This window comes from Pseudooctadecabacter jejudonensis, assembly GCF_900172275.1.
GTDB classification, from domain to species: domain Bacteria; phylum Pseudomonadota; class Alphaproteobacteria; order Rhodobacterales; family Rhodobacteraceae; genus Octadecabacter; species Octadecabacter jejudonensis.
The window spans coordinates 626545-643021 of sequence record NZ_FWFT01000001.1 but is presented as its reverse complement, the minus strand read 5'-3'; the positions used below and the strand labels follow the sequence as shown (position 1 = coordinate 643021).

Sequence of the window (16477 nt, the reverse complement as noted above, 5' to 3'; positions counted from 1 at the left end):
TGTTTAGGTGTCCTTGCTCGCGCCGCTGGTTTTGGCGGCCTCTTCCGTTGCGTCATCTTGCGCATGGACGGCGGCGGATGCAACCCGTGCGGCCAGCTTATCGGCAAAGGAGGACCGGCCAAGCTGGGCGGCCAGATCGAGGGCAGCCGCGACGCCGGTGGCATCGGCAGAGCCATGTGATTTGATGACCGTTCCGTTCAGGCCCAAAAACACGCCACCGTTGACACGGCGCGGGTCGATTTTGCGGCGCAACCGCCGCAGGGAGGTTGCGGCCAGCAAGGCTGCGATCATGCTGAACGGCGTGGCTTTGAACGCGGCACGCAGGCTGTCGGAGATGAAATTCGCCGTGCCTTCGCCGGTTTTGAGCGCCACATTGCCTGTGAACCCGTCGGTGACCACCACATCAACCCGGTCGGAGGGGAGATCGCCGCCTTCCACGAATCCGATATAGTCGAAATCGCCGTGCGGGGCGGCCTTGGCGATCATTTCGCCCGCGACCTTGAGTTCGGCGCGGCCTTTATGTTCTTCCGTGCCGACGTTCAACAGTCCGACCCGTGGGCGTGCAAGCCCCAGCCCATTGCGGGCGTAGGACGTGCCCATCAAGGCATAGGTCAACAGGTCTTCTTCGTCGGCGCGGATGTCTGCCCCCGCATCAAGCATCACATTGAAGCCTGTTTTATTGCGAGACGGCCAAAGGCAGGCGATTGCGGGCCGGTTCACACCTTCCGCTTTGCGCAGGCGGATCATGGACACGGCCATCAGGGCACCCGTATTGCCGCACGACACGCAAACGGCGGCGTCTTTGCTGCGCACCGCTTCAACCGCGGACCACATGGATGTGGCTTTGCCGTGGCGCATCACATGACTGGGTTTGTCGGTCATGGAGACTACATCACTCGCATGCACGACAGTCACGCGGGATGCAATTTTCCGTTTTGCCAAAAGGGGGGTAAGCTGATCCTGGTCACCGTGCAGCAAAATGTGCACATCGCTGTCCGCGCGGTCCAAAAACAGCGCAAGGCCCGCAACCACAGGTGCAGGCCCTTGGTCGCCGCCCATGGCGTCGACCGATAATACAAGTGTGCTGGCAGCATGATCAGTCATTGGGTTCCCCTGTCTGACTGACCCTAAAGCTTAGGCTGCGTCGTCGTCCAGATCGATCTCGTCGGCCTGAGCAATCACTTCACGGTCTGCATAGTGACCGCAGGACGGGCAGATGTGGTGGGGGCGCTTCAGCTCACCGCAGGAGGGGCATTCGTTTGGGTTTGCACCGTCCAGAGCGTGGTGGGACCGGCGGTTGTTCCGACGGGATTTGGAGATTTTATTCTGTGGGACAGCCATGTCTCAACCTCGGGTTAGGGGCGGCCCATATTCGTTGGGGGCCCGTGTGAATATCGTGTTTCAAACCAGTGGCCAAAGGCCGTGGCGTGATCCGTTCGGGGGGCTTTAGGACATATCCGCCAGCCTGTCGAGACGTGATCTGAAAGAAGCCGCGAACATACTGCGATTCCTTTATTTGGCAAGTGGGATTTGCGCCCCGTTGTGGGAGGGCAAAAGGCGGGCGCTATGCGTCGCCGTCGTCTTTGTTTTCAAGGCCCGCCCGCAGGGCTGCAAGACCTGCAAAGGGGCGCGCGTCTTCGTCCGTCATGGCCGCTTTGCCCGGTTCGGTGAACACAGCCTGCCCGATTTCGGCGCCGTCTTTGCGGGGGAAGGGGGGCAGGGACAGTGCGAGGGCTTCGGCCATTACGGCCACCAGATCAAGGGTTTCGGGCAGCGGTTCGGTGGTGTCGTCCTCGGGCATTTCGACTTCAGCCGCGTCGGGGACGTCAAAATGTGCCGTATAGGTCCGCATGATGTCTTCATCGATCCGCGTGGTCACGGGTTCAAGTGTAATGACGCAGGCCTGTTGCACCGTGGCACCCAAGCTGGCCTCAAGCCGCCAGTCAGATTTGCCCATGGGGATCATAGCACCCGTCAGCCGCAGTTTGCGGATCGTCAGCACATCGAGGGTCTCGGCCAAGGCCGCACGCCCTGCGGCATCGGGTTCGATAGTGAACGCACTGCGTTTGCGGTTGGGCAGGTCAGCCAGACGGAGGATATGGCTTGGAATTGCGGTCATGTGCGGGCACCCTTGAATAACGTCGCCTGATGGCTGTAAATGCGTCAAACGCCGCGAAAAGCCAATGCAAAAGCGCCACGTCCGGTGCAGCATGCAGGCACAACAGGCGGCGCAACAGGGGTGAGTGAGCATGAGCCACGACAACAGCACGACACAGGTCGCATTCGGGGCCGGATCAGCAAAGGGTTCGACCCGTGTGTCATGGATCGGGCGCGCCGCACGCGCCACCTTGGTGGGCACAGCGCTGTTTATGGCCGTGGGCTGCACAACGATGTTCCGCAATCACGGCTACGCGCCCAGCGATGATCAGTTGGCCGAGGTGCTGGTGGGCGTCGACACGCGCGACACGGTGGCCGATGTGGTTGGCCCCCCTACGGCGTCCGGTGTGACTGATGGTGGTGATTTTTTCTACGTGGAAAGCCGGTTCCGTCTGTATGGCCCGCTTGAGCCCAAGGAAATTGACCGTCAGGTCGTCGCGATCCGGTTCGACGCGGACGGTGTTGTCAGCAATGTGGAGCGGTTCGGGCTGGAGAACGGCAATGTGGTGCCGCTGTCGCGCCGCGTGACGCAGGACAATGTGCGCGACACCACGTTCTTGCGGCAGCTGTTTGGGTCGATCGGGCGGTTTAACCCCGCTGATTTCCTCGGCGACGGGTAGGCTTGCACTTTGGCTGCGCGCGCGACCGCAGTTTCGGGGCAATTGAATGGGGCACAGCCTGTCGCACCTTTGGCGCGCGGAGGCTACGTCGCGCGATTGGCCACGGGTGTGGCGGATGTCGAGGCGGCCCAGCGGTTGCGTCATTTGTGTTTCTTTGAGGCCGCAGGGTTGCCCGTGGAGCACGGTGGGCTGGACCGCGATGCCTTTGATCCGCTGTGCGACCACGTTTTGGTGGAGGACGCCCAAGGCCGATTGGTGGCCGCATGCCGCGTGCAGGTTCATGCAGATGCCGCAGCGGCGCAGGCGGGATACACAGGCGCGTCATATGATTTGACCGGGTTGGAAGGCGTCCTTGGCCCGTTTCTTGAGCTTGGCCGGTTTTGCATCGCGCCCAACGTGTTTGATCCGGATGTCATGCGGTTGGCGTGGGGGATGCTGGCGCGGATCGTCGATGCCCATATGGTGACATTTTTGTTTGGCTGTTCGTCTTTTGCGGGCACGGATGCGCTGGCGTATCGGCCCTGTTTTAACCTTCTGGCGGCCCGTCATGTGCGGTGTGACGTTGGGGTGGGCGCGGCAGAGGTCGTGCGTTTTGCCGAAGCAGCGGGCCCACTGCCGGATACTGTGCAGGACAGACGGGCGGCTTTGTCGATGGTGCCACCTTTGTTGCGGACCTATCTGAGCATGGGGGGCTGGGTCAGTGATCATGCGGTCGTGGACCGTGCGATGCGGACCTTGCATGTTTTCACCGGTGTTTCCATTGCGGATATTCCGCCTGCACGGGCCGCGGCACTGCGGTCGGTGGCCACTGATGCCTGATGCGCCTGCGGCGGGCGGGCAACAAAATTCCGGAATTTTGTTGGGCCTCCGGCGGGAGTTTTTGGGTCAGATGAAGGAGAGGGTGCGCCTTTTGCGGTTGAAGTGATCAGATCACGGGGCTAGCTGACGCCCATGGCACGCGCACCTTTGTTACAAGCAACCGAGATTTCCCTGACCTTTGGCGGGGAGCCCGTTTTTGATGATCTGTCCCTTGTGGTTCAGCCCGGCGACCGCGTGGCGCTGGTGGGGCGCAACGGGTCGGGCAAATCGACCTTGCTTAAGGTGATGGCAGGTTTGGTAGAGCCGGACCACGGTGCTGTCGTGGCAGCCCCCGGCCTGAGCGTTGGCTATATGGAGCAGGACCCGACCATGGAGGGCTGTGCGACATTGGGCGATTATGCCGCCAGCGGGTTGGATGTGTCCGAGGCGTGGCGGGTTGAGGCCGTGGCCGAAGGGTTGAAATTCGATCCCGCGCGCGATGTCACCGTGGCCTCAGGCGGGGAGCGCAGGAGGGCGGCTTTGGCCAAGCTGATGGCCGAAGCGCCGGGGTTGATGTTGCTGGATGAGCCGACGAACCATCTGGATATTGAAGCCATCCGCTGGCTGGAGCGTGAATTGGGCCAGACCAAAGCGGGTTTTGTCCTGATTTCCCACGACCGCGCCTTTTTGAACGCTTTGACACGGGCGACCTTTTGGATTGATCGCGGGGAGGTGCGCCGTCAGGAAGAGGGTTTTGCCGCCTTTGAGGCCTGGCGCGACAAGACCTGGGCCGACGAGGACATGCAGCGCCACAAGCTAAACCGCAAAATCAAGGCGGAGGCTCGTTGGGCCGTCGAAGGGATTTCGGCACGTCGCAAACGCAATATGGGCCGCGTGCGGGCCTTGCAGGATTTGCGGGCAGAGCGGGCGGGCCAGATCAAACGTCAGGGCACCGCTGCGATGGCGTTTGAGGCAGGTAAATCCACCGGCAAACGGGTGATTGAGGCGGTGGGGTTGAAAAAGGCCTTTGGCGATAAAACCATCGTACGCGGCTTTGATCTGGAGGTGCAGCGCGGGGACCGTGTGGCCTTTGTCGGGCCAAATGGCGTGGGCAAGACCACGTTGATCAAGATGTTGCTGGGGGAGGTTGAGCCCGATGCAGGATCGGTCAAATTGGGCACCAACCTTGAGATTGCGGTCTTCGATCAGGCGCGCGCGCAGCTGAACCCCGACGCAACGCTGTGGGACAACCTGACGACGGACCCCAGCATGGCCGTCAGCGGCAAAGCCGATCAGATCATGGTGCGCGGGCAACCCAAACACGTTGTCGGATATCTGAAGGAATTTCTGTTCGACGAACGGCAGGCCCGCGCGCCGGTGCGGTCGCTGTCAGGGGGCGAAAAGGCGCGGCTTTTGTTGGCGCGGCTGATGGCGCGGGAATCGAACGTGCTGATTCTGGATGAGCCAACAAATGATCTGGACATCGAGACGTTGGACTTGTTGCAGGACCTGTTGGGCGACTACCCCGGAACCGTCATGCTGGTCAGCCACGACCGTGATTTCATCGACCGAGTTGCCACGACGACCATCGCGATGGAGGGGCAGGGCCGTGCCGTGACCTACGCGGGCGGTTGGTCGGATTATCAAAGCCAGCGCGCCGCGGATGCCCCGATCGAGGAAAAGGCAAAGCCTAAGACGGTCAAGACGGAGGCGACGAAATCTCAGGCGCAGAAATCGGGCTTGAGCTTTACGGAAAAGCACCGGCTTGAGGCCTTGCCCGACATTATTGCGCGGCTTGAAGCGGAGATCGGCAAGCTTGAGATGTTGATGGCGGACCCGGACCTGTTCACGCGTGAGCCGGTTAAGTTCCAGAAAGCCACGGAGGCTTTGGTGGAGCGGCAAGACAAATTGGCCGCCGCCGAGGAAGAATGGCTGACATTGGAAGACAAGGCAGGCTAGGCCGCGACAGGTCAGCTTTTCCTGACCTTTGCCGATCAGAGGTGGACGCGTGATCTCTTGGCCGGATAGGTTGGGATGAGGGCAGATTGTGTCCGAAGACCTGCTGAATTGATTGGATATTTTGATGAAATCTGTGATTTTCGCCCTTTTGGCGATGACAATGGCCGCTCCTGTTTTGGCCGAAACCCGCACCTATGGGCGCGTTGATCTGACCGGTTTGTCGCGTGACACCTCATGGCCTTACAACGCGGCCGGATTGTCCTATGTCATGGTGTGCAACGTGAACGGGCCGGATGGGTTTTTGACAGTGCGATCTGGGCCGGGCACGGATTTTGCCCAAGAACGGGCGTTCAACCGCCTTGCCATCCTTGAGGTCGACACCACACAGCGGCGCGGCAATTGGGTGCGTGTTGTGGATGCGCACCGCACCCACACCAAGGACGGGGCCGTTCAGGATTTCAAACCTTTGCCTGTCTCCGGCTGGGCGCACGATGGATATATGTGCAGCTTTTTGGACTGACGGCCGCGCGCTTTAGCGCGGTCAGCGGGTGGATGATTTTTCCGCCCGTTTGACCGCATCCCACAGGGCGTCCATTTCTGCCAGATCACTGTCGGCGGGCGTTTTTCCGCGTGCGGCCAGCGCGTCTTCGACGCCTTCGAACCGGCGTTGGAATTTGGCGTTTGCGCGGCGCAGGGCGTCCTCTGGGTCGACATTGAGATGTCGGGCGAGATTGGCCATGACGAACAGCAGATCGCCCATTTCGTCAGTGACGGCGTCGTGGGAAAGGGTATCACGGGCCTCGACCACTTCGGCGGCTTCTTCGGCGATTTTGTCGATCACATGGCCCACGTCGGGCCAGTCAAAGCCCACGCGGGCGGCGCGTTTTTGCAATTTCAACGCGCGCAGCAAGGCGGGCAGGCCGATGGCGACACCGTCGAGGGTGCGGGCCTCATCGCGGCTTGCGCGCTCTTCGGCCTTGATCGCCTCCCAGTCGGCAGATTGCTGATCGGGCGTTTTGGCGTTGCTTTCGTCGCCAAAGACATGGGGGTGGCGTGCGACCATCTTGTCGGACATTGTGCGCGCCACGTCTGCGAAGGTGAAGGCGCCGGCTTCTTGCGCCATTTGCGCATGAAAGACGGATTGGAACAGCAGATCGCCCAGCTCCCCCTTCAGGTCGTCCATGTCGCCGCGGTCGATGGCATCGGCGACCTCATAGGCTTCCTCAATCGTGTAGGGGGCGATGGTTTTGAACGTTTGTTCCACGTCCCACGGGCAGCCTGTTTGGGGGTCCCGCAGGGCTGACATGATGGCCAAAAGGCGGTCCATCTGCTCGGCGTCTTCGGTGGCGTGGATTTGGGTCTCGGACATATTGTGGCAGGCCCCTGTTGGTGTCACAGTGACGGTAATCCGGCAGTGAAGGAAGGTCCAGACATGCCCATTATCAACCGCATTGCGGGTTTTGCCGATGACATGACCGAATGGCGGCGACATTTGCACCAGCACCCTGAATTGGGGCAGGACTGCCACCAGACAGCTGCCTATGTGGTGGAGCGTCTGCGCGACTTCGGGATCACGGAGATCCATCAAAACGTGGCCGTGTCCGGTGTCATCGCCGTGATTGAGGGGCAAGGCGAGGGGCCGACCATCGGTCTGCGCGCTGATATGGATGCGCTGCCCATTGCCGAGACGACGGGGGCCGACTGGGCCTCGAAAAACCCAGGAAAAATGCACGCTTGCGGGCATGACGGGCATACGACGATGTTGCTGGGGGCGGCCAAGTATCTGGCAGAGACGCGCAATTTCGCAGGTCGCGTGGTGCTGATTTTCCAACCGGCAGAGGAAACCGGCGGCGGGGCGGAACTGATGGTTGAGGAAGGCGTATTGGATCGGTTCGGCATTCGTGACGTCTATGCCTTACACAACGCGCCGGGCACGCCCGTGGGTGAGTTTTACACCACGCCCGGGCCGATCATGGCCGCCGTTGATACCTTTCACGTCGACATCAAAGGCGAGGGCGGCCACGGAGCCTATCCGCAAGAGACCCGCGACCCGATCCCGCCGGCCCTGTCCATCGCGCAGGCCATGGGCACCATCGTCAGCCGCAACCACCGTGCGCTGGACGAATTGGTGGTGTCGGTGACGATGTTTCATGCGGGCACGGCGGACAATATCATCCCCGAGGATGCCTACCTGGGCGGCACGGTGCGGACCTTCGACAAAGACGTTCAAGCCATGGTCAAACGCCGCATGGCAGAGATTGTCGAGGGCCACGCGCGCGCGTTCAACGTGGAGGCCACGTTGCGCTATGAGGAGGGGTTTCCGCCCACCATCAACACCCCCCAAGAGACGTCTTTCGCCGTCGAGGTCGCCCGAGAGGTGGCGGCACAGGGCACTGTCACCCCCGACGTCGCACCCGAAATGGGGGCAGAGGATTTCGCCTATTTTCTGAATGAACGGCCCGGATGTTATTTGTTCGTCGGCAATGGCGATACGGCGGGCCTGCATCAGCCGAACTATGATTTCGATGACAATACAGCGCCTTACGGGGCGTCGTTCTTTGCGCGCGTGGCCGAACGGGCGCTGCCGTTGGGGGATGGTTAATGGCACTTGAGGATGCAAAAGGACAGATTGATCTGGCCTTCACGCGGGCCGATCTGAAGGGGGCCGCGTTTGAAAACACGTTCGGCGGGGCCACGTCGTTTTTGCGGCGCAAATACACCAAGGATTTGCGCGGGGTGGATCTGGTGGTCACTGGCGTGCCGTTCGATCAGGCGGTGACGAACCGGCCGGGCACCCGTTTCGGCCCCCGCGCCATCCGTGAGGCAAGCAGCCTGCAACCGTACGATCCGCCGTACGGTTGGGGCTTTGATCCGCTGGAAGAGTTCGCCATCGCGGATTACGGCGATCTGGCGTTTGATTATGCGAATGTTCCGGCAACGCCCGCGGCGATTACGGGACATATTGCGGGTATTTTGGAACAGGGCCCCGGCACCGTCACACTGGGGGGTGATCACTTTATCACACTGCCGATCTTGCGTGCCTATGCCGCCAAGTATGGCCCCCTTGGCGTGATCCAGTTTGATGCGCATTCTGACCTGTGGGCCGACGATGATATGGACCGCGTCGATCACGGCACGTTCATGTATAAGGCGGTGAAATTGGGGTTGGTGGATCCGGCACGATCCGTCCAGATCGGTATCCGCACCGAGTGTGGGGATTATTTGGGAATTCAATATCTTGACGCACGAACGTGCCACGAAAAAGGCGCCGATTGGGTCGTATCCCGCACGCGTGAGATTGTGGGCAGCGGCCCCACCTATGTGACCTTTGACATCGACGCCTTGGACCCGGCCTTTGCCCCAGGCACCGGCACGCCCGTCTGGGGAGGGCTGGCCAGCTGGCAAGCGGCGGCCATGCTGCGCGATTTGGCGGGCATCAATATGGTCGGCGGCGATGTTGTCGAAGTGTCGCCGCCCTATGATACCACAGGCGCCACAGCCATCGCAGGGGCCCATGTGGCGTATGAATTGTGTTGTTTAAGCCTTTGGAATAAAAGAAAATGATGGATTTCAATCAACCTGTCTCTGGCAATGATTTGGCGCGGTTTTCCGGGCTGCAGACGTTTATGCGCCTGCCCAGCATGGACACCGCAGCGGGCCTTGATGTTGGGTTTATTGGCATCCCGATGGACATCGGCACAAGTTGGCGGTCAGGCACGCGGTTTGGACCCAAACAGCTGCGGCAGGAAAGCGCGATGATCCGGCCCTATAATATCCAGACAGGGGCGGCACCGTTTGACAGTTTGCAATGTGCGGATCTGGGCGATATCGCGATTAACACGTTTTCATTGGCGGATAGTTTGTCAATTATTCAAAAGACTTACGAGGATATCTTAACCCATCCGGTGATCCCCATGGGGCTAGGGGGGGACCATTCCTTGACCTTGCCGATCCTGCGGGCCATGGCAAAGAAACACGGGCCCGTTGCACTGGTGCATGTGGACGCCCATGCCGATGTAAACGATGAGATGTTCGGGGAGCGGGAAACCCATGGCACGGTGTTCCGGCGGGCCTATGAAGAAGGCCTTATAACCCCCTCAAAAGTATGGCAAATTGGCTTGCGGGGCACTGGGTACACGGCGGAAGATTTCACAGAGGCCGCAGGCTGGGGATTTAATCAGCGGTTGGCCCCTGAGTTGTGGCATAAATCACTGATTTCGCTTGGAAAAGAGATTGTTGAGAGCATCGGCGATCAGCCGTGCTATATCACCTATGACATCGACAGCCTTGATCCCAGCTTTGCGCCGGGGACGGGCACGCCGGAAATTGGGGGGCTGACGACGATGCAGGCGATGGAATTGATCCGCAATCTCAAAGGGTTAAATGTGGTCGGCTGCGATCTGGTAGAGGTTTCGCCCCCCTATGATACGACCGGTAACACCGCGCTGGTCGGGGCGAATATCATGTTTGAGATGTTGAGTATTCTGCCCGGTGTTGCCTATCGCTGAACTTTCGCAAAAACTGGATATGGTTTGCGTATGGTTCGCGTATGGCTTGCGTATGGCAGGGGTGCCAGTTTGATCCCTTATTAGAGGTAAGACATTGATCTATATTGCTTATGCGTTGATTGGGCTGTTGGGGGCCATTTTGGTCGCCCTCATCTATGTCCGTGTTGCCCCCACCAAACCATCACACTGGCATGAGGTTGAGGTGCCATTGATGGCGCCGGGGGCCTATCCCAGCGCGGGCGGGCATCTGATCCAACGTGTGGTGCAGGGTGATGGGGTGCAGATGATGGCCCAGCTGGACCAGATCATTTGCGCCACGGCGCGCACCAGTGTTGTGGCAGGAACGGTTGAGGACAATAAGACTACTTACATGACCCGCACGAAGATCTGCGGATTTCCCGATTTCACCACCGTGCGGCTGATGACGGTGCCCGACAGCGACGATTGCATGTTGCAGGTCTATGGACGTCTGCGGTTCGGCCAATCGGATCTTGGGGTGAACCGCAAACGGATTGACGGCTGGATGGCGCAGCTTGACGCCATGGGTGGAGCCGCTACACCGACGCCATGATACCAACAGAACGCATGCAGCAGATCACCGAACGCTTTGAGTTTCTTGAAGCGCGGATGGGCGAGGGACTGGGTGGCGAAGAATTTGTCGCCGTCAGCCGCGAATATGCGGAACTGCGCCCCGTGGTCGAGGTTGTGCGCAGCTATCAGGCGCTGACAGCGGAGATTGAGGGCGCGGAGGCGATGCTGGCTGATCCCGAGATGAAAGAGCTGGCGGAGATGGAATTGCCCGATCTGCGCGCCCGTCTGCCCGAGGCGGAACAGGCGGTCAAACTGGCGTTGATCCCGCGCGATGCCGCTGACAGCAAGCCCGCCCTGGTGGAAATCCGCCCCGGCACAGGGGGCGATGAGGCCGCGCTATTCGCGGGCGATTTGTTGCGGATGTATCAACGCTATTCTGAGGCGCGCGGTTGGAAATTTGAAATCCTTGAGATGTCGGAATCAGAACTGGGCGGGATCAAAGAGGTCACCGCGCGGGTCGCTGGCACGGATGTGTTTGCGCGGATGAAATACGAATCAGGCGTGCACCGTGTTCAGCGCGTGCCCGAAACCGAAAGCGGCGGGCGGATTCACACGTCGGCGGCGACGGTCGCGGTGCTGCCAGAGGCCGAAGACGTCGATATCCAGATCAACGCCAATGACATCCGCATCGATACCATGCGGGCGTCCGGGTCAGGTGGACAGCACGTGAACACCACCGATTCCGCGGTGCGGATCACGCATATTCCGTCGGGGATTGTTGTGACAAGTTCAGAGAAATCCCAGCACCGCAACCGTGAGATCGCGATGCAGGTGTTGAAAACGCGTCTGTTCGATATGGAACGTCAAAAGCTGCATGACGAACGATCCGCCGATCGCGCGTCGCAGGTGGGATCGGGCGACCGGTCGGAACGCATCCGGACGTATAATTTCCCCCAAGGCCGGATGACGGATCATCGCATTAACCTGACCTTATACAAATTGGATCAAGTTATTGCCGGAGATCTGGATGAGGTGATGGATGCCCTGATCCAAGACGCCCAGGCGGCGGCCTTGGCGGAGATGGAGGGGTGAGCGAGGCCCAACGTCTGGCCTGGGCTGTGGACACGCTGCAAGCTGGTGGTCTCGCGGACCCGGTGCGGGAGGCGCGCCTGCTGTGGCGCAATGTGGGCGAGGATGACAGGTTTGAGGCCGCAGTGACCCGGCGTGCGGCACGTGTGCCGATGTCGCATGTACTGGGATACCGCGATTTTTGGAAGCATCGGTTCACGGTGACCTCAGATGTGTTGGACCCCCGCCCCGAAACGGAAACTCTGGTTGAGGCCGCGTTGGAAGTTCCCTTTCGCAAAGTGCTGGATTTGGGAACGGGATCTGGCGCGATTATCATATCTTTGTTGGCAGAGCGATCAGAGGCACGCGGCGTCGGCACGGATATATCCGAACGCGGGATCCTTGTTGCCGGTGCCAATGCGGCGGCGATTGGCGTGGTGGATCGGCTGATCTTGCCGCTGTCCGATTGGTATGACGATGTGGGCGGGCAGTATGACCTGATCGTGTCCAACCCGCCCTATATTGCGTTGGATGAGATGCCGGATCTGGCGCCTGAGGTCTCCCATGAGCCGCGCATGGCGCTGACCGATGAGGACGACGGGCTGTCGTGTTACCGCATCATTTGCGCAGGCGCGCCGTCGCGGCTGGTCGCTGGTGGCTGGCTGATGGTTGAGATTGGCCCCACCCAAGGGGAGGCCGTGGCTGCGATGATGTCGGCGGCAGGGCTGGTGTCCGTGGAGATTCGCCCTGATCTGGACGGGCGACACCGCGTTGTGATGGGCCAAAAGCCGCTTTAGGGGATGAAATTTACACCCAAAGTGTAAAAACCGCTTGCGATTAACGGTTTTGGAGGCATATTCATCCATGTCGGTTGGCAGGCATCGCCTCAGACTGACATAGCCAGAACATCGCAGGCACATGGATTTGGGTTTCACATGAGGTGAGGCCGGGCCGCGACAGAAAAGTTAACTGGAACCCTCTTATGAAATCTTCTCGGTCCCGTTCGCGGAACAAGAACCGCAACAACCGCCCCTCTGGTGGGAATATCGTCAACCGTGTGTTTGACAGCTCTGGCCCCGAAGGAAAGGTGCGCGGCACGCCGCAGCAGATCATCGAGAAATACAACCAGCTGCACCGCGATGCGGTCCTGGCTGGCGACCGTGTGAATGCTGAAAACTTCGCCCAGCACGCAGAGCACTATTTGCGGATGCTGGCCGAGGCGCAAAAAGAGATCGACGCCAAGCGCGAAGAGCAGGAAAAGCAAAACCGCGAACGTCAGGCGGAGCGTGACCGCGAACGTGCGGAACGCCTCAAGGCGCAGGAAGAGGCGTCTGCGGGCGGTGAGAATGAGGGGGAGGCCGGCTTGGTCGAAACTCCCGAAGAGCAGCCCAAAAAGCGGCGCAGCCGTAAGCCGAAACCAAAGGCGGAGCAACCACCGGCTGACGCCAACGCGGAGGCCAGCGAGGCGCCCGATGCGCCAGAGGCCGCCGAGTAAGTCAGCAGATTGCGAAAAGCCCCCACATAGGTCGGGGGCTTTTTCGTTGGACCAACCAAAATGTGCGCTGCCGCGCGTCATTATTTTTTGGTGTGACGAGGCGACGCGTCCCGTCTTGGGGGGGCGTGTGTTGGGCTGTTGGATGCCTCCGGCGGAGGTATTTTTGACCCAAAGAAGCAAAGCCGCCCCACATCCGTCTCAGAGCCGTCCCAGTGTGGCCAGCCAGGTGCAGAATGATCCGAGATCTGCGTGCTTAATTTTCAGATTTGAGGGAGCGGGCCAGCGCGCAAAAACGTTCCAGATCGATCTGTTCGGCGCGGTCTGTCGGTTTGATATCGGCGGCCCCCAGATGGTCTTCGATTGCGGGGGAGAGGCCTTTGAGAGAAGCGCGCAGCATTTTGCGACGTTGGTTGAAGGCGGTGGCGGTGACGTGCTGCAACATCTTTGCGTCCGCAGGATAGCGCGGCGCGGGCAGGGCGGTGAGGTGGACGACAGCACTCGAGACTTTGGGCGGCGGCGAGAAAGCCTCAGGCGGAAGGTTTAGTACGATGCGCGCGTCGGCCCGCCATTGGGCGAGGATGGCAAGACGTCCGTAGGCTTTGGACCCAGGTTCGGCCGTGATCCTTTGGGCGACCTCCCGTTGAAACATTAAGGTTAATGTTTCCCAAAAGGGCGGCCAGGCAGGCGGGGTAAGCCAACGTACAAGAAGTTCCGTCCCCACATTATAGGGCAGGTTGGCCGCCACACGGATCGGCGGTGTCAAATGGTCGAGGGGATTGACGTCAAGGGCGTCCCCGCACATCACCTCAAGCCTTTCGGGATAGGCCGCGGCGATCTCAGCCAAGGCAGGCAGGCAGCGCTCGTCTTTTTCAATGGCAAGCACGCACCGCGCGCCTTCGGCCAACAGGCCGCGTGTCAGCCCGCCCGGGCCGGGGCCGATCTCCAGCACATCATGGCCTGTGTTGTCGCCCGACAGCCGCGCGATTTTGGCTGTCAGGTTCAGATCCAGCAGAAAGTTCTGCCCAAGGGATTTCTTCGCGGCCAGCCCATGGGTGTCGATAACCTGTCTGAGGGGCGGGAGGGTGTCGATGCTCATGTCTTCATCTGACCCAACAAAACTCCCCCCGGAGGGCCGCTTTCCGTCTGGCGCGCCGATGCCATCTGGGCGGCCATGCGCAGGGCAGCAATCATGGAGGTCGCGTCGGCAGTGCCGGTGCCCGCGATATCAAATGCGGTGCCGTGGTCGGGCGACGTGCGAACGAAGGGCAGGCCAAGGGTCACGTTGACGCCGGACGAAAAATCCAGCGTTTTGATCGGGATCAGGGCCTGATCGTGATACATGCAGATCGCCGCATCATAGGTCGCGCGGGCGGCGGGGTGGAACATCGTATCGGCGGACAGGGGGCCGGTGATGTCCAGACCTTCGGCGCGCAGGGCGTCGAGGGTTGGGGCGATCAGGTCAATCTCCTCCATCCCCATTTTGCCACCCTCGCCTGCATGCGGGTTCAGGCCGGCCACCGCCAAACGGGGTTTGGGGATGCCGAAGTCGCGGATCAGAGCCGCATGGGTGATCAGGATGGTATCGGTCAGACTGGCCGCTGAAAGCTGGCTGGGCACCTCAGTCAATGGGATATGGATGGTCGCAGGGACCACACGCAGCATGTCGCAGGCCAGCATCATCACCACGCTGTCGCGCCCTGCGAGGGCTGCCAGAAATTCGGTGTGGCCGGGGTAGGCGAAGTCTGCGCCGTCGATCAAGGCCTCTTTGTGGATGGGGGCGGTGCACAGGGCGGAACATTGTCCCGTCTGCACCAGCGACACGCCGTCTGCGATCGCATCGATGACGCCTTGGGCGTGGGCGGGGGTGGGGTGGCCCGGCACCCGTGGTGCCCCGAAATCGCGGGGAAGGACGGGGAAGGCCGTGGCGGTGGCCGCTTCAGCGGGCGTTGCTACGGCCTGCCATTCGGTCCCTGCGGGCAGGTGGCTGGGATCGCCCAGCCAGACCATCGGAACCTCACCCCGGCAGGCCGTCCAGGCCGCCACGGCGATTTCGGGCCCGATGCCCGCCGGTTCCCCGCAGGAAATTGCGATGGGTTGCATCAGTTGAAGGTGATCGTCGACGCGGCGCGCAGATCGGCAAGCAGGGCATCCGCGAAGGTGCCCAACCGCTGCGAGCGCAGCTGATTGCGGATCGCGTCGCGGTCTTGTCCTTCGCCCAAGGCGGGCGTGCGGCCACACATCATCAAAAACACCAGCGTTTCACCGTTGGCGCGGGTCAGCACATAAGAGGTCTCGCCCGGGTCCAGCTTGGCCAGTTCAATCGCCACGTCTTGCGGGATGTCAGAGGGCGGCAACACATCCCGTTCCAGCTGTTCGGGGGGCAGATTGCGGGCGATGCCATACAGGTCATCGCACGTGTCCACATTGGCGTCGACGCGGGCCGCTTCGCGCAGGCCGCGATCGCTGAGACCGCCGGGAATGTAGAAGGCGGCGTATTCAATGGCGGCGGGTTCTTGTGCCGCGCGGGGCACTTCGCGGACGCCGCGCATCTGGAACAGGGCCACGCCGTTGGTGATCGGGATGGGGGCCGTGACCTCACCGGGGGCAAGATCGAGCAAAAGGCCGCGCAATGCGGGCGGATAATTGGTGATAGGCAGCCAGTCAAGACGCCCACCGCGGGTGCGCGAGGGCAGGGCCGAGACGCGGCGGGCCTCGGCCTCAAACGCGGCTGTGGAGGTCAGGCGGCTGATGCGGTCTGCGGTGGCGCGGGCCTGGGCGGCCTGCGGCGGGGGGGCTGGGATGATGATTTCCGACAACAGCACTTCGATGCCCGAGGAGGCGTCGGCTTGCCCCAACGCCTGATCGATCTCGGCCTCGGAGACTTGGGCCCGGTCGCCGTAGCGGCTGCGGATGTAGTCGCGCCAGCTGACGTTGATCAGCACGAAGTCGCGGAAGGTTTCCTCGGACACGCCTTGCTGGCCGAGCAGCGTGATAAATTGGTCCAACTCAAGATTGGCGCGGCCTGCAAATTCCGCCATGGCGGTGCGCAGACCTTCGTCGGTGATGCTGAGGCCTGCGCGGCGCAATTCAGACAGTTTCAGGCGGTCTTCGATCAGCTGTTCGCGGGCCACATCTGCCAGATTGCCCGGCGTGCGGAAGACCTGCAGCATGGCTTCGCGCTGGGACAGTTCGTATTGGCTGATCACGTCACCATTGACGGTGATCGCGGGGCCGAATTGGGCGGTTGCCATCGTCGGGGCAAGGCTGGGCGCGAGGGCGGCTGTGGCCACGGCTGTTGCCACTGTCAGGGCGCGCAGGAGGGGGCGAAAATGTGCGGTCAT

The 16477-nt window shown here is 61.1% G+C and carries 18 protein-coding genes; 11 read left to right on the top strand and 7 right to left on the bottom strand.

Features of this window, described 5'->3' with window-relative positions; translation table 11 throughout:
- Positions 1 to 3: 3 nt before the first annotated feature.
- From plsX to PSJ8397_RS03040, 3 genes are all read right to left on the bottom strand, one after another.
- A complete protein-coding gene (gene plsX, locus PSJ8397_RS03050; protein WP_085863071.1) occupies positions 4 to 1104 on the bottom strand; it encodes a phosphate acyltransferase PlsX in 1101 nt (366 codons plus the stop codon).
- Between the two features lie 30 nt (positions 1105 to 1134).
- Positions 1135 to 1341, bottom strand: a complete 207-nt coding sequence (gene rpmF / locus PSJ8397_RS03045) for a 50S ribosomal protein L32 (RefSeq protein ID WP_085863070.1) — start codon at positions 1339 to 1341, stop codon at positions 1135 to 1137.
- Positions 1342 to 1564: 223 nt separating this feature from the next.
- Entirely contained in the window at positions 1565 to 2119 is a 555-nt protein-coding gene (locus tag PSJ8397_RS03040; protein WP_085863069.1) for a YceD family protein, read from the bottom strand.
- A 130-nt stretch (positions 2120 to 2249) separates the two neighbouring features.
- On the opposite strand from PSJ8397_RS03040, the gene PSJ8397_RS03035 reads away from it, so the two are divergent.
- The 4 genes from PSJ8397_RS03035 to PSJ8397_RS03020 all read left to right on the top strand — a co-directional run bounded on the left by PSJ8397_RS03035 (position 2250) and on the right by PSJ8397_RS03020 (position 6054).
- Positions 2250 to 2777: an outer membrane protein assembly factor BamE gene (locus tag PSJ8397_RS03035; RefSeq protein ID WP_085863068.1), complete on the top strand. Its 528-nt coding sequence runs from the start codon at positions 2250 to 2252 to the stop codon at positions 2775 to 2777.
- Positions 2778 to 2786: 9 nt separating this feature from the next.
- Complete coding sequence (locus tag PSJ8397_RS03030; protein WP_085863067.1) at positions 2787 to 3596, top strand: GNAT family N-acetyltransferase; 810 nt, start codon at positions 2787 to 2789, stop codon at positions 3594 to 3596.
- 132 nt (positions 3597 to 3728) lie between these two features.
- Positions 3729 to 5534, top strand: a complete 1806-nt coding sequence (locus PSJ8397_RS03025; protein WP_085863066.1) for an ABC-F family ATP-binding cassette domain-containing protein — start codon at positions 3729 to 3731, stop codon at positions 5532 to 5534.
- Positions 5535 to 5658: 124 nt separating this feature from the next.
- A complete protein-coding gene (locus tag PSJ8397_RS03020) occupies positions 5659 to 6054 on the top strand; it encodes a hypothetical protein (protein ID WP_085863065.1) in 396 nt (131 codons plus the stop codon).
- A 21-nt stretch (positions 6055 to 6075) separates the two neighbouring features.
- Here the strand turns inward: PSJ8397_RS03020 and mazG are convergent, their stop codons facing one another.
- Positions 6076 to 6903 carry a nucleoside triphosphate pyrophosphohydrolase gene (gene mazG, locus PSJ8397_RS03015; RefSeq protein ID WP_085863064.1) on the bottom strand — a complete coding sequence of 276 codons (828 nt, stop codon included), beginning with the start codon at positions 6901 to 6903 and terminating at the stop codon, positions 6076 to 6078.
- A 63-nt stretch (positions 6904 to 6966) separates the two neighbouring features.
- Between mazG and PSJ8397_RS03010 the strand changes: the two genes are divergently transcribed.
- From PSJ8397_RS03010 to PSJ8397_RS02980, 7 genes are all read left to right on the top strand, one after another.
- Positions 6967 to 8136: a M20 aminoacylase family protein gene (locus PSJ8397_RS03010; protein ID WP_085863063.1), complete on the top strand. Its 1170-nt coding sequence runs from the start codon at positions 6967 to 6969 to the stop codon at positions 8134 to 8136.
- Entirely contained in the window at positions 8136 to 9098 is a 963-nt protein-coding gene (gene speB / locus PSJ8397_RS03005; protein ID WP_085863062.1) for an agmatinase, read from the top strand. The genes PSJ8397_RS03010 and speB (PSJ8397_RS03005) overlap by 1 nt, the downstream gene beginning before the upstream one ends.
- Complete coding sequence (speB, locus tag PSJ8397_RS03000) at positions 9095 to 10042, top strand: agmatinase (protein ID WP_085863061.1); 948 nt, start codon at positions 9095 to 9097, stop codon at positions 10040 to 10042. The genes speB (PSJ8397_RS03005) and speB (PSJ8397_RS03000) overlap by 4 nt, the downstream gene beginning before the upstream one ends.
- A 94-nt stretch (positions 10043 to 10136) precedes the next feature.
- A complete protein-coding gene (locus PSJ8397_RS02995; RefSeq protein WP_235000551.1) occupies positions 10137 to 10613 on the top strand; it encodes a DUF1499 domain-containing protein in 477 nt (158 codons plus the stop codon).
- Positions 10610 to 11665, top strand: a complete 1056-nt coding sequence (gene prfA / locus PSJ8397_RS02990) for a peptide chain release factor 1 (protein WP_085863060.1) — start codon at positions 10610 to 10612, stop codon at positions 11663 to 11665. Before PSJ8397_RS02995 ends, prfA begins: the two co-directional genes overlap by 4 nt.
- Positions 11662 to 12438 (top strand): peptide chain release factor N(5)-glutamine methyltransferase, encoded by a 777-nt coding sequence (prmC, locus tag PSJ8397_RS02985; protein ID WP_085863059.1) that lies wholly within the window; start codon positions 11662 to 11664, stop codon positions 12436 to 12438. The genes prfA and prmC overlap by 4 nt, the downstream gene beginning before the upstream one ends.
- 185 nt (positions 12439 to 12623) lie before the next feature.
- Positions 12624 to 13136 carry a DUF4167 domain-containing protein gene (locus PSJ8397_RS02980; protein ID WP_085863058.1) on the top strand — a complete coding sequence of 171 codons (513 nt, stop codon included), beginning with the start codon at positions 12624 to 12626 and terminating at the stop codon, positions 13134 to 13136.
- A gap of 253 nt (positions 13137 to 13389) precedes the next feature.
- Here the strand turns inward: PSJ8397_RS02980 and rsmA are convergent, their stop codons facing one another.
- The 3 genes from rsmA to PSJ8397_RS02965 are packed head-to-tail and all read right to left on the bottom strand — an operon-like array spanning position 13390 to position 16477.
- Positions 13390 to 14232, bottom strand: a complete 843-nt coding sequence (rsmA, locus tag PSJ8397_RS02975) for a 16S rRNA (adenine(1518)-N(6)/adenine(1519)-N(6))-dimethyltransferase RsmA (protein ID WP_085863057.1) — start codon at positions 14230 to 14232, stop codon at positions 13390 to 13392.
- A complete protein-coding gene (gene pdxA / locus PSJ8397_RS02970) occupies positions 14229 to 15236 on the bottom strand; it encodes a 4-hydroxythreonine-4-phosphate dehydrogenase PdxA (protein WP_085863056.1) in 1008 nt (335 codons plus the stop codon). Before pdxA ends, rsmA begins: the two co-directional genes overlap by 4 nt.
- Positions 15236 to 16477: a peptidylprolyl isomerase gene (locus PSJ8397_RS02965; RefSeq protein ID WP_235000550.1), complete on the bottom strand. Its 1242-nt coding sequence runs from the start codon at positions 16475 to 16477 to the stop codon at positions 15236 to 15238. The genes pdxA and PSJ8397_RS02965 overlap by 1 nt, the downstream gene beginning before the upstream one ends.